The 14339-nt window shown below is 61.8% G+C and carries 15 protein-coding genes; 11 read left to right on the top strand and 4 right to left on the bottom strand.

Going from position 1 to position 14339, the window contains the following annotated elements; genetic code table 11:
- The first annotated feature begins 2 nt into the window (after positions 1–2).
- From E3T31_RS16845 to E3T31_RS16830, 4 genes are all read left to right on the top strand, one after another.
- Positions 3–230: an AlpA family transcriptional regulator gene (locus tag E3T31_RS16845; protein ID WP_241978067.1), complete on the top strand. Its 228-nt coding sequence runs from the start codon at positions 3–5 to the stop codon at positions 228–230.
- Entirely contained in the window at positions 223–1428 is a 1206-nt protein-coding gene (locus tag E3T31_RS16840; protein WP_134470461.1) for a site-specific integrase, read from the top strand. Before E3T31_RS16845 ends, E3T31_RS16840 begins: the two co-directional genes overlap by 8 nt.
- Positions 1429–1587: 159 nt before the next feature.
- On the top strand, positions 1588–2739 hold the full coding sequence (locus E3T31_RS16835) for an ATP/GTP-binding protein (RefSeq protein ID WP_134470459.1): 1152 nt from the start codon (positions 1588–1590) through the stop codon (positions 2737–2739).
- Positions 2736–3080, top strand: a complete 345-nt coding sequence (locus E3T31_RS16830) for a hypothetical protein (protein WP_134470457.1) — start codon at positions 2736–2738, stop codon at positions 3078–3080. The genes E3T31_RS16835 and E3T31_RS16830 overlap by 4 nt, the downstream gene beginning before the upstream one ends.
- 838 nt (positions 3081–3918) lie before the next feature.
- Here the strand turns inward: E3T31_RS16830 and E3T31_RS16825 are convergent.
- The 4 genes from E3T31_RS16825 to E3T31_RS16810 all read right to left on the bottom strand — a co-directional run bounded on the left by E3T31_RS16825 (position 3919) and on the right by E3T31_RS16810 (position 6722).
- Positions 3919–4104 carry a hypothetical protein gene (locus E3T31_RS16825; protein ID WP_134470455.1) on the bottom strand — a complete coding sequence of 62 codons (186 nt, stop codon included), beginning with the start codon at positions 4102–4104 and terminating at the stop codon, positions 3919–3921.
- Between the two features lie 215 nt (positions 4105–4319).
- Complete coding sequence (locus tag E3T31_RS16820; RefSeq protein ID WP_241978066.1) at positions 4320–4877, bottom strand: DUF4913 domain-containing protein; 558 nt, start codon at positions 4875–4877, stop codon at positions 4320–4322.
- 7 nt (positions 4878–4884) lie between these two features.
- Positions 4885–5307 carry a single-stranded DNA-binding protein gene (locus tag E3T31_RS16815; protein ID WP_134470453.1) on the bottom strand — a complete coding sequence of 141 codons (423 nt, stop codon included), beginning with the start codon at positions 5305–5307 and terminating at the stop codon, positions 4885–4887.
- 488 nt (positions 5308–5795) lie between these two features.
- A complete protein-coding gene (locus tag E3T31_RS16810) occupies positions 5796–6722 on the bottom strand; it encodes a DeoR/GlpR family DNA-binding transcription regulator (protein ID WP_241978065.1) in 927 nt (308 codons plus the stop codon).
- Positions 6723–6845: 123 nt separating this feature from the next.
- Here E3T31_RS16810 and E3T31_RS16805 point away from each other — a divergent pair, with 123 nt between their 5' ends.
- The 7 genes from E3T31_RS16805 (at position 6846) to E3T31_RS16775 (ending at position 14214) form a co-directional block, all read left to right on the top strand.
- Positions 6846–7883: an autoinducer 2 ABC transporter substrate-binding protein gene (locus E3T31_RS16805; protein WP_134470451.1), complete on the top strand. Its 1038-nt coding sequence runs from the start codon at positions 6846–6848 to the stop codon at positions 7881–7883.
- Positions 7884–7953: 70 nt separating this feature from the next.
- Entirely contained in the window at positions 7954–9468 is a 1515-nt protein-coding gene (locus E3T31_RS16800; RefSeq protein WP_134470449.1) for a sugar ABC transporter ATP-binding protein, read from the top strand.
- Positions 9468–10511, top strand: a complete 1044-nt coding sequence (locus E3T31_RS16795; RefSeq protein WP_134470447.1) for an ABC transporter permease — start codon at positions 9468–9470, stop codon at positions 10509–10511. Before E3T31_RS16800 ends, E3T31_RS16795 begins: the two co-directional genes overlap by 1 nt.
- On the top strand, positions 10511–11647 hold the full coding sequence (locus E3T31_RS16790; RefSeq protein ID WP_241978064.1) for an ABC transporter permease: 1137 nt from the start codon (positions 10511–10513) through the stop codon (positions 11645–11647). Before E3T31_RS16795 ends, E3T31_RS16790 begins: the two co-directional genes overlap by 1 nt.
- A gap of 20 nt (positions 11648–11667) precedes the next feature.
- On the top strand, positions 11668–12669 hold the full coding sequence (locus E3T31_RS16785; protein ID WP_134470445.1) for a dihydroxyacetone kinase subunit DhaK: 1002 nt from the start codon (positions 11668–11670) through the stop codon (positions 12667–12669).
- Positions 12670–12676: 7 nt separating this feature from the next.
- Positions 12677–13327, top strand: a complete 651-nt coding sequence (locus E3T31_RS16780) for a DAK2 domain-containing protein (protein WP_134470443.1) — start codon at positions 12677–12679, stop codon at positions 13325–13327.
- Positions 13324–14214 (top strand): NAD(P)-dependent oxidoreductase, encoded by an 891-nt coding sequence (locus tag E3T31_RS16775; RefSeq protein WP_134470441.1) that lies wholly within the window; start codon positions 13324–13326, stop codon positions 14212–14214. Before E3T31_RS16780 ends, E3T31_RS16775 begins: the two co-directional genes overlap by 4 nt.
- Positions 14215–14339 lie beyond the last annotated feature (125 nt).

Here is a 14339-nt window from a genome sequence, read left to right as displayed (position 1 = left end):
GGGTGCTCACGGCATTCGCCGTGCACCTGTTGGGCATGGACGCTACAACGCAAACCACTCCTTCGTTTCTCACGCAGCGCGAGCTTTCCGAGCTGCTGCGAATGCCCGAGCGCACGCTCGAAGACTGGCGCCTTATGCAGACCGGGCCGCCCTACATCAAGCTCGGCCGACTCGTGCGGTACGACGTGCAGGACGTGCTCACCTGGGTGCGTGAGCACCGACATGGTTAGACCGCAGATCCTTGCCGGCGAGCTGGGCAGCATCGTCATCGACGTGCTGCCGAGCGGGCGATACCGAGCACGCGCATCCACTCGTGACGACAGTGGTCGCCTTCACCGCATCGGGGTCACCGCCAGAACCGAAGACGAGGCACGGGCCGAAGTATACCGACAGGCCAGGGCTATGGCGACGGGCGGTGCCGGAGCGCTCTCGCCGTCGAGCACGATCGCCGACGCGATAGAACTTTGGCTGTCGCAAGTACTCACCCGAGCCAAGGCTGGCAGCCTGTCGTACTCGACCTACGAATCGTATGAGACGACAGCTCGTGTGATCATCGTGCCGCGGTGCGGGGGAGTGCGGCTCGAGCACCTCACCGTCGGTCGCTGCGATCGCATCCTCCAGCGAATCCTGGAGGAAGAAACGATCTCGAAAGCCCGTCGAGCGCGTGCAGTGCTTAGTCTCGTGTGTGGATATGCCGTGCGCGACGATGCTCTGGTGCAGAACCCCGTACGCGACGTACAACGCCTACCGATGTCACCGCGCAAGGAATCCGCTCTCACGCCGGCGCAGATTACGGCCATTCGGGGGCGCATGCAGGTGTGGCGGGCCACCCGCGACGACGGCCCGCGGCCGAACTACCGTGCACTTATCGACGGCATGGACATAATGATCGGTACCTCGCTTCGCGTCGGCGAGTGCATCGGCTTGCGCCGCTGTGACGTCGACATGACGACGCTGCCGCCCACCCTCATCGTGAGCGGCACAATTGTGAGCACCAAGGCGCAGGGGACGCACCGAAAGAATTCGCCCAAACGGTCTCGACAGCGGCGGAGCATCGCCCTGCCGTCGATGGCGGCGGCGGCCGTGCGTCGCCGACTGGCGCTTGCCGAGGCGGATCCGGAGGCATTCCTGTTCCCTACCAAGACCGGTCGCTCGTTGAGCGTGAGCAACTACGAGCGACTGCTGCGCGCATTCGTCGAGGACGAGCGCACTGAGCTGGTGAAGTTGGACATCGACGTCGACGAGTACACGACGCACATCTATCGGCGAACGGCCGCCACGCTGATCGAGCGGGCGGCCGGAATCACGCTCGCATCTCGACTCCTCGGCCACGCCAACGAGCAGACCACGCGAAACAGCTACGTGGTCACGGCCGATATGGTCGACCCGGTGACGGCCGAGATCCTCGACGAGGTGCTTGGTGAGTGATGGCATGTCCAGGAGACCCATGTCATCAATCGACTGCCATTGACGCAATCCGGAAAAGGAATGCTGGACGTGGGATATTCTCTCCCGCAGATGAGGCGTCAGGCGCAAGTTGGTGGGTGCCCACGGCATCTGGAAGCCCCTGTGCCGTAGGTTTCTTGTATGGAACAAAGCAAAGTAGCGCGCGAGCAACAAATTGCAGTATTCGGTGAGAGCGGCAGCGGTAAAACGGTACTACTTTCCTCCTTCTATGGAGGGGCTCAGGAGCCAGAATTCCAGAAAACGAGCCTGTTTGACGTGGTCGCCGACGACACGAGCGACGGCAATCGACTTCATCAGAACTACCTTGGGATGAAGAAGACGGCTTCCTTGCCGATGTCGAACCAGTTGAAATCAACCTCTTATTCATTCTCGATAAAGCGACGAAAAGTGCCCGGCGCTAGAACGAAAAAGGCCAAGCAGGTGGAGGACTTGCGCCTGATTTGGCATGACTATCCAGGGCAGTGGTTCGAGCAAGATCCGAATGGACCAGTAGAAGCTGCACGCCGAGTCGAGACTTTTAGGTCGCTGTTAACTTCAGATGTTGCTTTCTTGCTGGTAGATGCACAGCGCTTGCTGGATAATTCTGGCGAGGAGGAGCGATACCTGAAAGCGTTGTTCACCAACTTCAAGAACGGACTTCTGAAACTACAGAACGAGCTATTGGCAGGCGGAAAACCTCTTGTCACATTTCCCCGTGTCTGGGTCGTGGCGCTATCAAAATCTGATCTGTTGCCGGACTTCGACGTTGCCGGGTTCAGGGACCTCATCGTGGAGAAGGCCGCTGGCGAGCTAAGCGAGCTTCGGGCTGTTATTAGTCAGTTTGTGATGGCCCCGGACGCTCTTTCCGTGGGCGAGGACTTTGTGCTGCTTTCATCTGCGAAGTTCGAACCGGGAAAGATAGAGGTGACCAAGCGCATCGGGTTGAATCTGATCCTGCCCATAGCAGCCATGCTCCCGCTGTCACGAGCCATCGGGTGGATACTAGCAATGAAAAAGAGTGGCGAGGTTGCGCAATATCTGCTGAGTACGATCACACCTTTAGTGCTCCTCATCACGACCAAGATCCCGCTTCCTAGCCCGCTGAAGGTGGTCGTAGCCATATTCAGCCCCAGTCTTTCTGATTTTATGAAGAAACTGACCAACGAGAAGATCGACGTGTTCAATCGCAATGCGAAAGACAAGCATGACTACGTGAGCATCATGCTGACTAATTTCGGCCTGGACTTAGACAAAGGGGAGAAGGACCAGGTCCTGCTACGGAGCCTCAAATGAGTCTCATCTGGGCTAGCCGTGGACGGAGCTGGGGATTTCGGTTCCTCCGGACCGCAGGACTTTCCGATCCGCTCTCCGTTTACGAAACTGAATTCTCGGGCATTGAGGATATGCCGCAAGTTTGGCGTCGTGACGGCGACACGGTAGCGCTGCGTCTACCCGACCCGCATGGGCGGTGCGACCAATCAGGCAGGGTTATTCGCCACGACTTCGTTGTCTTTGGGTCTCTGGCGAGCAAAGTCAACTCGATCGAGGACGGCACGCGCGAGGTCTGGCCACGCGTGGCGGATCGGTTTGATGAGGTCTGGGATAAGGCCGAGCTGCCATCCGTTGACGGATGAAACCTGAGGAAACTCCCCAGAGCCGGTTGGCGAGCGGAATCCGTTCGCGGCGATGCGCGGCCCGTCGAAATCGTCCAAGGACGTCTACTGGATAAGAGTCACGCCTGAGTGAAGATGCCGCGGAGAACAAGACCGTGGTCTGGCTTCAACCTCGGTCAGCCGTTTCGACGCGTTCGTCGATTCAGCATCGGCGGGATATTCTCAAGTCATTAGCAATCAGTGGGGGCGTAAGCGCGTGGAGTTTATTGTCAACGGGTCACGTCGGGACCTTACTGCGACGGAAGTAAGCGCTCGCCTCCGCGGATACACACCGGATCGCATCTTCGAGTACTCGGTTGAGATTGATGGACGAAAATGGCCAGTCAAGCAGGCATTTGGCCTTGCGGCTGGCTTGCCCCACAGCGATTTCACTTCTCAAGTCGCGCGGCGCCAATTGCGGAGGCTGGGTTACCAAACAGACCCCGTGCCGTCGGATCCTATTGCCACGCCCGCACCGTCCGCGCGACTCGCACGTACATTCGATGCCAGTCGTCTAATGCAAGCGGGTTCAGTCTCGGCCACAACGAGCTTCACGTGGCTGAACGCCGGCCGCATCGTTCTGGACGGCGACGGCTGGCCAATCTTTCCACCCCTTCCTCAAGAGCCTGGGCTTTATCGCTTTACGTTTGTATCGACTCCGGTTGGGCGCGGAACTGTCTACATCGGTGAATCCGTTAGTCTCGCTCGGCGAGGTAGAGACTACCGAAACGCAAAGTCGGACCGTTCCAGTCAACGAACGAGCCGCCGCATTCACAAGGAATTGGTCCGTCACCTATCTCTGGGGGGCGAAGTCCACTTCTCAATTGCGACGGACGTAATCCTCGGAATCGACGGCGATCCGGTCGACTTGAGGCGAAAGTCTGCCAGGCGACTTGCCGAGAATGCGGCCGTGCTCCTCGCTCAGCTCGATGGCGAGGACGTTGTTCTGAACATCGACGCAGATGTTGCGACTGCCCAATCCGTGGCAGTCGACGTCGACGATCACGCGAACCGCTGAATGGTTTCGGCTGGCGCGGACCATGAATGATACGGCGAATCAGGATGCACAGGGACATCGGAAGTTGGCGTCGCGGCTGCAGTATCTCGCCATTAGCGTCGGGTTTTTACGAGCGAGAAACCATCGACTCGCTGATATGTACTTGTAAGTCGGTGAATTTGCCTGCCGGTCGTGGGAGCACATGCACAATGACACACTCAGCGTCAGGCAAATTGGGCGGGAAGATGTACGTCGGCCTCACGCCGCCTGGCAACGTCGTCCACGACGAACTGCACAAAGTCTTCGTCACGGTCACCGATGACCACGTCCTCGACCGTGTCGGCGGGCGGTTCGCCTGGCCACGCAGTCTGGCGAGTCGATCGATCTCGCTCCAGTCGCGTGCCCGAGATCGAGACCCAGTCGCGGAGCCGTTGGCGGGCATCCGCAAAGTCGCGATGCCAGCCGAGCGGCGCGGAGCCGTGCTGGTCGGGGTCGTAGGCGCCGAGCCAATGCAGGTGCAGCGCGGAGAGCTCCCAGACGAGCTCAGGGTGCCGGTGCCAGAACGGTGGCAGAACGGATGCCGGCAGCCCGTAGGTGCGCCGCAACCAGTTCACCCAGCGGTTGAGTTCGATCCATTCAGCCTCGGCGTCGTCGGCGCTGAGCAAGTTCCAGTTGATCGGGTGCGGCGGCTCCGCCATGCGTGCGTCGAGGTCGTCCAAGGAGACCTCTCCGAAGCCGTCATCGTGATCGCCGGATGTCCATTCGACGAGTGACTCAGACATCGCTGGTTCACCGCCTGGATCCAGTGTGAGCAGCTTTCGCCTCGTGCTCGACCTCGATGTCCGAAGCTGTGCGATGGGTGCGGTCGACCTGATAGGTGGTGCGTGCGAGGTCGTGGCCGATCTTCTTGGCGACGAACTCTTCGCGTGGGATGGTTTCGCCGTCGCGTTCGACCTGGAAGGTACGCACGTACCCTTCGGCGACAAAACTGTCGCCTTTGGCGAAGCGGGTAAGAGCTCGTTCGGCGGTGGCTCGGTAAGCGACGAGGTCGTGGAAGGTCGGCTCCAGTGCGGTGAAATTGCCGCTGTTTTCGCGGAGAAAGTGCGGCTGGCCGACACGCACGTAGAAGCGGGTGTCGCCGTTCTCAGTGACTGTTCGTTGCGGATCGGAAGCGATGAAACCCGAGAGTGATTGCTGGGTGTGAAATGCCATGGGACCTTGACTCCTGTGATCTGGGCAGACCGTCGTGGTCCGCGCTCACCAGGAGGTGCACCTGCCGCACCATGGCGTTCGCGCCGGCAGTCGACGGGAGCCAGCCAGCGAGGCGGTTCTGGTTCCTGAAGATGGGCATGGGCACGACTGGGAAGAGCGCCGCGGAGGGCGCCGCATCAAGGGCCCCATCCCCCTCCCCTCCTGGCCGACTACGTCGGCGAGCCCACCCGCCCCTGCCCTGACGGCCAGGCTCTATCCCCCCTTCCGCTGGTTGAGACGGGCGCAGGCTTTTCGCGCCCGTGTCGAAACCCGGTGGGACAATCTGCGGATGCCGGGGCAGGGTCTCGTACTCCGTCTCACCAGGTTTCGGCACGCTCGCAAGCTCGCGGCGGGGCCAGCGGAGTGGTCGCGCTCCCGCCTCGGGAACCGTGCCGAGAAGACGTTGCTGGCAAAAGTTGGGTCTTGAGCGCACATGAGAGTCGAGGCGGCTAAGCGGAGCGGTTCTTTCCTACCTGAATGAGGGGGATCGGGAATTGGGATGCGCGCAGGGGGTCGAGAAGGTCGTCAGTGATCCCAGCCGTGAAGTCATTCACCTCGAGAACCTTGAACAGCGCCTCGCGACCGAATTTGGAGCTGTCGGCCACGAAGAAGGCCTCTTTTGCGATGGATCGCATCAACCTTTTCAACTCAACTTCGTAACTGCTCGTGTGGTACAAACCGTCGTCACACACCGTGTCCGCGCCGAATACAGCCACGTCCACTCGCAGGTTCGACAGTTGCATGACGGATGCTGGCCCCCACATCGTGTAGACATCGGGCAGAAGCTCGCCGCCGATGAACACGAGATGCGCCGACCGCCGCTGAGCAATCTCCACGGCGACCCGGAGGTCGTTCGTCACCACAGTTAGTCGCCGTTTCGTGAGATGGCGGGCGACCTCAAGCGTCGTCGTGCCTCCATCCAGCAGCACGATCTGGCCATCGAGAATGCGATCGGCCATGGCCTGGCCAATTGCTCGCTTCTCCGCGATGTGCAACTCATCCGCGACAGGGGCGGGAGATTCAACGGGCGCAACGGGGACAGCACCGCCGTGGGTGCGCTGAATGAGACTCCTCGCTTCGAGCCGTTCCAGGTCGCGCCGAATCGTGGACGTGGTCACCGCGAAGCGCTTGGCGAGGCTGTTGACCGACTGGAAGCCGTGCGTTCTGAGGATCTCAGCTATTTCTGGCTGTCTGGACACGCGTGTACCTCCTGTGGATCTCTTTCTATGGATGCTATCCGCGCAGTCCGGTGAAAGTAAAGCATTTTGCGTGAAAACGCGCACTGGCTCTGTGAAAACGCGCAGGCACAACGCTTTGGGCGGCTGATGAAGCGCCTTGATGGCCCCAGTGTGCGTCAAATGCGTGAAACTGCGCATTTTTGTGCTCATTATCGCTTGACGGATCGTGCGGATTGGCGATAAATTCCTCCATAGCGCGCATCACAGACGAGCCGCCTCGATCGTGACCGAGTCACGAAGCGTTCACAAAGGAGTTAACGAATGAATCACAAGCATGCCCTTCGGGGCGCCGCACTATTCGTAGGAGCGGCCATCGTTCTGTCCGGCTGCTCTTCTGTGGGCAGCGTCGGCGGCGGTGACACGAACGCCTCCGAGTCTCCCGAGAACATGGTCATGGTGACCGTCGTCAAGGCGCAGACCATCCCGTGGTTCCAGCGCATGGAGGTCGGCGTGAAGTCCTTCGCCGACCGCACCGGTATCGACGCCCGCCAGGAGGGCGCAGATGACGTCAGCCCGGAAAAGCAGGTACAGATCGTGCAGGACCTCATCGCCCAGCAGCCGACCGCCATCACCGTGGTCCCCAACTCGCCCGAAGCGCTCTCCTCTGTGCTCAAGCAGGCGCGGGACCAGGGCATCATCGTTGTCTCCCACGAAGCAACCGGCATTGAGAACGTCGACATCGACATCGAGGCCTTCGACAACGCCTCTTACGGCTCCGAGATCATGGACAACCTCGGTGACTGCATGGGCGGAACCGGCGAGTACGTACAGTTCGTCGGTGGCCTCACGGCCCAGACGCACATGGAATGGGTCGGCGCGGCCTACGACAACCAAATGGCCAACTTTCCTGACATGACGCGCGTGGAAACACCCATCGAAAGCACGGATGACCAGGGCACCGCTTACGAGCGCGCCAAGGAAGTCCTGGCCAAGTATCCGAACATCGCCGGCTTCCAGGGCTCAGCCGGAAACGACGTTCCCGGAATCGCCCGTGCCGTGCAGGAAGCCGGCCTCGAAGACCAGGTCTGCGTGATGGGAACCTCCATCCCCTCCGTTGCGAACCAGTACCTGGCCGACGGCTCGATCGACAAGATCTTCTTTTGGGACCCGGCACTCGCCGGTGAGGCCCAGCTGGCGATCGCACAGATCCTGGCCGACGGCGGCACCATCGAAGCGGGTACCGACCTCGGCATCGACGGCTACAACTCGCTGAAGAAGCTCGACGGCTACGACAACGTCTTCGTCGGCGCCGCTTCAGTGGCCGCTGACGCTGAGACTGCTGCCAAGTACGACTTCTAGCAGTCCGACGTCGACGGGGCGCGCATACGCTGTATGCGCGCCCCGGTTGTTTCGTGAGAAAGGTACTTCTGTGAATTCCCCAACCGCTTCTTCGCCGCCGGCGCCTTTCGTGTCGGCCCGCGGAATCAACAAGAGTTTCGGTGGAGTCCCCGCATTGGCCGACGTTTCCATCGATCTCATCCCGGGCGAAGTGCACTGCCTCGCCGGTGAGAACGGCTGTGGCAAGTCGACCCTGATCAAGATCATCTCGGGTGCGGAACGCCCGGACTCCGGGGAGATCATCATCGACGGCGTCTCCTTCGCCCAGATCAACGCGCACGCTGCCATTCAGGGCGGCATCCAGGTGATCTACCAGGACTTCTCGCTCTTTCCCAACCTGACGGTGGCCGAGAACATCGTGCTTACGGCCGAGGTGGCGGTGGGGCGACGTCTCTACGCGCCGGCATCGATCCGGCCACGAGCCGAGGCCATCCTGGAGGAACTGGACATCGATCTGGATCTCGATCGCGAAGTGGGCACCCTCTCCGTTGCCGACAAACAACTGACAGCGATCTGCCGCGCCCTGGTCAACGATGCCAGGGCCATCATCATGGATGAGCCCACGACGGCCCTCACGCACACCGAAGTCAGCCGACTCTTCGCGCTCGTCGAGCGCCTGCGAACACGGGGAGTTGCCCTGATGTTCGTGTCGCACAAGCTCGAAGAGGTGCTCGCCATCTCCCAGCGGCTCACCATCATGCGCTCGGGCCGACAGGTGGTGAGCGGGCCGACAGCCGACTTCGACCAGCGTTCCATTTCGAGCTACATGACGGGGCGGGAAGTCGACGACTCCCGCGTGGTCAGTGAGTTGGATGTGAACGCGCCCCTCGCACTCGAGGTGACCAACCTCTCTCTGGCGGGTGCCTACCGAGACATCTCTTTCGGGCTCCACAAGGGCGAAATCCTCGGCGTGACCGGCCTGCTAGGCTCCGGGCGCACGGAAATTGCCGAGTCGCTCTTCGGCGTCGAAGTCGCGGACGAGGGCCAGATCAGGGTCGCCGGTGAGGTCGTGGCCATTCGCTCAATTCAGGACGCCGTCGCGGCCGGAATCGGATACGTGCCCGAAGACCGTCTCTCCCAGGGGCTGTTTCTGGACAAGTCAATCGCCGACAACATTGTCGCCGCCTCTCTGCAATCCCACCGCACCCGCTGGGGCATGCTAAGCCGAACGCAGACCGCAGCCACGATCAAGCGCTTCTTCGTTGGCCTCAAAATCAACGCGCGAAGCGCGGATGCCCCGGTTCGCACGTTGTCGGGCGGAAACGCCCAACGCGTCGTTCTCGCGAAATGGTTGGCGACGGAGCCGACCGTGCTCATGCTCAATGGCCCCACAGTGGGCGTTGACATCGGTTCCAAGGAAGAAATTCTCGAGTTGCTCCGCGTCGAAGCGGCCAAGGGGATGTCGGTGATCATCATTTCCGACGACGCCCCCGAACTCGTTGCCGCGTGTCACCGGGTGTTGGTCATCAAGAACGGCCGACTGACGCACGTACTCGAGGGAGACCAGATATCAGTGGACACGATTCAAGAACGGATGTCGGCCTGATGGACGTATTGCGCAGACTGCGAGGCACCAACAACGAGGGCGTGCTCGCCCTCGTGTTGCTCGGGCTCATCGTGGCGATGTCCATTGCCAATCCCACCTTCTTCACCCTCAACACCGGGTTCTCGATTCTTCGAAGCTCCATCGTGCCGGTGATCTTCGCCCTCGGCGTGCTCATCGTCGTGATCACGGGTGGGATCGATGTGTCGTTCGCGGCGATCGCCATCTTCGCCGGCTACTCGACCGTCAGTTTCTGCCTCACTGCCGGGTTCGATCCGGGCCTGCCGGGTATCTTCGCGATCGCGATCGGCGTGGGAGTTGCCCTCGGCTTCATCAACGGAATTGTCATCGCCCGATTCAATTTGCCCACGCTGATCGTGACGCTCGGCACCCAGGGCGTGTTCTTCGGAGCGATGTACACCTACGTGGGTGCCACGTACTACGCGGACCTGCCGGGGTCGATGGCAGCGCTCGCCACGAGCAACCTTTTTGACGTCACTACAGACACCGGCCGGGCGTACCTGCACGTGCTGGTCGTTCCGGTAATCCTCCTCTGCCTGGCCGTGGGGTGGGTCTTGAAGCGCACCATGTTCGGCCGCTCCCTGTACGCCATCGGCGGTGACATCGAGGCTGCGCGACGAGCCGGATTCCAGGTGCAACGCACGCAGGTTTCTGTCTACATGCTCGTCGGCGCCCTGGCCGCTATCGCCGGAGTCATCCACATCGTGCTGAGCCGAAGCGCCAACCCACGCGACCTCGTCGGCGGTGAGCTCGATATCATTGCTGCGGTCATTCTCGGTGGTGCCGCCATCTTCGGCGGCCGTGGTTCCGTACTGGGAACCGTGCTCGGCGTGCTGCTCGTGCAGGTCATCAAGAACAGCCTGCTGCTTGTCGGAGTGCCGAGTGCCTGGCTGCGAACCGCCGTTGGCGTCTTGCTCGTCGTCGGCGTGGGAATCCAGGCCATCGCCGCTCACCGGGATGCGCGACGAACGCGCGTCATCCAAGATCTCGACACCGACCTGAAAAAAGAACAGGAGTTGGTCTGATGAGCCAGAAATCACCCCGGCGCGACGAAGCGCCCTCGTCGACCTCGCATCCGCTTCGACAATTCAACGATCAGGTGGGCAGCTGGACCCGGCGTGTGGCCCGCCCCACCGGCGTGCAGCGCGGAGCGGGACGCATGGTCGTTGCCCTGCTCCTGGCCGTCGCCCTGTTCACGATTCTCAATCCGCGAGTGTTCTTGAGCCCGATCAACCTCCAAAACATCGCCGTGGCTGCTCCAGAGATCGGCATCATCGCGATCGCCATGATGCTCGTGATGCTTACCGGCGGCATCGACCTGTCACTGGTGGCGATCGCCAATTTCTCGGCCATCACGATCTCAACGTTGCACACGGCGGTCGCCGCAAGCGACCCTGGCCTGGCGGATAATCTCGGATTTCTCATCGTGCTTGCTGGAATCGTGGCCGGGATACTAGGCGGGGCCTTCAACGGATTCCTGGTGAGCGTCGTTGGGATCACGCCGATCCTGGCGACTCTGGCGACCATGCAGATCTACAATGGAATCGCCATTGTTTGGACGGGCGGATCGACCCTCTATGGGGCCCCGACCATGCTCGGCGCAATCGGTCAAGCTGCGGTCGCCAACATCCCCTTGCTGTTCATCATCTTCGTCTTCACGGCCGTTCTGGTGGCCGTGCTCGTGAATCGCACGGCCCTGGGTCGCATGATTCAACTTGAGGGCGCCAACACGGTGGCGGCACGCTACTCGGCAATTCCCCGACGCGCGGTTCTCATGAAGACCTACACCGTGGGTGGCCTGCTCGCGGGCCTCGCCGGAGTGCTGTTCCTGGCGCGCAACCCCACGGCATCCGCCGACTACGGGTCTTCCTATGTTCTGCTCGTGATCGTCATCGCCGTTCTCGGGGGAACAAATCCGAATGGTGGCTTCGCCTCGGTTTTCGGCGTGGTGCTCGCGACACTCACGCTCCAGGTCGTCTCGAGCGGATTCACCGCGATTCGACTCTCGTCGTATGAGTACGCCATGGCCCAGGGCGTGATCCTGATCACGGTCATGATCATCGACTCGATTTCATCAACACGAACGAAACGGCCGAAGAAGACGAAGGCGCCGCCCGGCGCCGACACGACGACTTCCGACGCTGCCCTAGTACGAACCTGAGCTGGAAAAGGACCAAGACAATGAAAAAAATAATCAATGAGCCCAGCGCCTTCGTGGACGAGTTTGTCGAGGGGATTCTGCTGGCCCACCCCACCCTGCTCAAGACTCCCGGCCCTGACCGTCGTGTGCTGGTGCGAGCGGATGCTCCCGTCGCCGGCAAGGTCGGCATCGTCACGGGCGGCGGATCGGGACACCTGCCCCTCTTCAAGGGCTATGTTGGGCGCGGCCTGTGTGATGGCGTGGCCATCGGAAACGTCTTCTCGTCTCCCTCCTCCGCCCAGGTCTTGGAAGCGACCAAAGCGGTGAGCGGCGGGGCTGGGGTGCTGTACCTGTATGGCAACTACGGCGGCGACGTCTTCAACTTCGACCTCGCGACCGACATGGCTGAACTCGAAGGCATCGAAACCATGACGGCTGTCGGGCGCGACGACGTGGCCAGCCAGCCGCAGGAACGATCCGCTGACCGCCGCGGCGTTGCGGGCATCATGTTCGCTTTCAAAGCGGCCGGCGCAGCCGCCGAGCGCGGCGACTCTCTGGCGCAGGTCGCCGCCGTTGCGGAAGACATCATCGACAACACCGCCACGATGGGCATCGGCCTGTCGCCAACCATCCTGCCCACCACCGGCAAGGCGAGCTTCGAGCTCGGTGACGGCGAGATGGAGGTGGGCATCGGCATTCACGGTGAGCCCGGATTCCACCGTGGCGCCGTTGAGACGGCAGACCGCATTGCCGAGATGCTGACAGAACGTCTGGTGGCCGACCTCGGCATCACCTCCGGCGCCCGAGTCGCCGTGCTCGTCAACGGCATGGGCGCGACGCCGCTCGAAGAGCTCTACCTTCTCTTCCGGCGGGTGCACCAGCTGCTGGCCGAGCAGGGCATCTCGATCGACAAGAACTACATCGGCGAGTACGCCACGAGCCTCGAAATGGCCGGAGCATCCATCTCGTTGCTGACGCTGAACGACGAGCGCCTCGCTTTGCTCAATGCCCCCGCCGAATCACCGTTTTTCAAGGAAGCGTGAGTCAACCATGAACGGAATTGAACTAAGCATCGCGGTTCGCAACTGCCTCCGGGAGTTCACCACCCACTCGGACGAACTGGGCGAACTTGATCGTGCCCTCGGAGACGGCGACCTGGGCATCACGGTGTCGCTGGGTGCCGCAGCCGTCGAAGAGGCGCTGGCCGTGCTTCCGGACGGGGCCACCCCCGCCGAGGTCGTGCTGGCCTGTGCCAAGGCATTCGCGAACGCGAACCCGTCGACCATGGCCGCGCTCGTGGCCGGCGCCCTGCTCGCTGGCTCGCGAGTGTGGGGCAAGGCCGAATCGATCGCCGGAGAGCAGATCGGGCAGTTTGCGCTCGCTGCCGCGGAATCCATCAGCCAGCGAGGCAAATCCCAGGTCGGCGACAAGACGATTCTTGACGCGATGTTCCCCGCGGCCGAAGCGCTGCTCAACGCTGCGCCCGAGGAAGACGCACTCGGCTCGGCTATTACTGCTGCCGAGAACGGAGTCATCGCGTCGAAGGAACTCCAGTCCCGACGCGGGCGAGCCTCTTGGCTGCAGGAACGCAGCATCGGACTTCAGGACCCGGGGGCAACGGCGTTCCTCAGATTCCTTCAGTCCTGGCAATCCACGAACACACCGGCAATCGCAACGACAACAGGAGAGCAGACAAAATGACGCAGATCGCATTCCTCGGACTCGGAACCATGGGGCTCGGCATGGTGAAAAACCTGCTCGCGGCCGACCACAGCGTCACCGTGTGGAACCGCTCAGACGCCCCTGTTGCGGAGGCCGTCGCGGCTGGCGCGACTTCGGCGCCCAGCGTGGCCGCAGCGGTCGACGGAGCAGAGGTCGTCATGTACTGCTTCAGCAATGACGAAGCGGTGCGTTCGGTTGTGCTCGAAGCCGGGGGACTCGCATCCGTCGTTGACAGCAGCTCCATCGTGATCGACCTTTCCACGATCAGCCCTGAGGCCAGTGCCGCCGAGCGGGAAGCGTATGAGGCGAAGGGTGTTCGTTTTCTGGACGCTCCCGTCTTCGGTTCGCGGGGGGAAGCGAACAGCGGCGGTCTGTGGATCGTGGTCGGCGGAGATTCCGAGGTTTTTGATCTCGTGAAGAACGTTTTCGAGCCCATCAGTGAGACCGTGCACCTCATGGGTCCCGGCGGCTCCGGCGTGCGGATGAAACTCGTGGGCAACCTCGTAGTGGCGTCGCAGCTGCTGGCCCTGGGGGAGTCGCTCTCCTTGGCAGCGAAGGCGGGGCTCGATCTGAAGAAGGTTCTTCAGGTGCTCGAGGTGACCGACTTCCGTTCGCCCATCTTCGACGGTGTCGGCCCGGCCGTGCTCGCCGATGACTACTCGCCGTCGTTCGCCCTGAAGCTCATGCAAAAGGACGTCGGGCTAATCCAGGACTTCGCCTCCGGGCTCGGAGCGGCTGTGCCCACCGTGACGGCGGCCTCGCACTACGTGAATGCCGCGATGGATGCCGGCTGGGGAGAGGAGAACGCCTCCGCGCTCATCAAGGCGCTCGCCGACGAATCGGGAGTGTCCCTCGCCAGTAGCTGAGTGCCTGGAGGGGTCTCGCCGGGTCTCGACACGCTTGCAAGCTCGCGGCTCAACCAGCGGGTTGGTCGCTCTCGCACCCCACGAGGCCAACTCCCCGTGGTCACAATTCAGGACGAACGCCGCCG

It is taken from the genome of Cryobacterium sp. TMS1-13-1 (assembly GCF_004403125.1).
In the GTDB taxonomy this organism is placed as follows: domain Bacteria; phylum Actinomycetota; class Actinomycetes; order Actinomycetales; family Microbacteriaceae; genus Cryobacterium; species Cryobacterium levicorallinum.
The sequence above is the reverse complement of the archived record's forward strand: the minus strand, read 5'-3'. Positions and strand labels throughout refer to the sequence as shown.

Coding starts and splice junctions, on each gene's coding strand:
- E3T31_RS16795 (WP_134470447.1), top strand. CDS start 9,468: ATGGACGTATTGCGCAGACTGCGAGGCACCAACAACGAGGGCGTGCTC.
- E3T31_RS16835 (WP_134470459.1), top strand. CDS start 1,588: ATGGAACAAAGCAAAGTAGCGCGCGAGCAACAAATTGCAGTATTCGGT.
- E3T31_RS16810 (WP_241978065.1), bottom strand. CDS start 6,722: ATGCGCAGTTTCACGCATTTGACGCACACTGGGGCCATCAAGGCGCTT.
- E3T31_RS16840 (WP_134470461.1), top strand. CDS start 223: ATGGTTAGACCGCAGATCCTTGCCGGCGAGCTGGGCAGCATCGTCATC.
- E3T31_RS16805 (WP_134470451.1), top strand. CDS start 6,846: ATGAATCACAAGCATGCCCTTCGGGGCGCCGCACTATTCGTAGGAGCG.
- E3T31_RS16820 (WP_241978066.1), bottom strand. CDS start 4,877: ATGTCTGAGTCACTCGTCGAATGGACATCCGGCGATCACGATGACGGC.
- E3T31_RS16790 (WP_241978064.1), top strand. CDS start 10,511: ATGAGCCAGAAATCACCCCGGCGCGACGAAGCGCCCTCGTCGACCTCG.
- E3T31_RS16775 (WP_134470441.1), top strand. CDS start 13,324: ATGACGCAGATCGCATTCCTCGGACTCGGAACCATGGGGCTCGGCATG.
- E3T31_RS16785 (WP_134470445.1), top strand. CDS start 11,668: ATGAAAAAAATAATCAATGAGCCCAGCGCCTTCGTGGACGAGTTTGTC.
- E3T31_RS16815 (WP_134470453.1), bottom strand. CDS start 5,307: ATGGCATTTCACACCCAGCAATCACTCTCGGGTTTCATCGCTTCCGAT.
- E3T31_RS16780 (WP_134470443.1), top strand. CDS start 12,677: ATGAACGGAATTGAACTAAGCATCGCGGTTCGCAACTGCCTCCGGGAG.
- E3T31_RS16830 (WP_134470457.1), top strand. CDS start 2,736: ATGAGTCTCATCTGGGCTAGCCGTGGACGGAGCTGGGGATTTCGGTTC.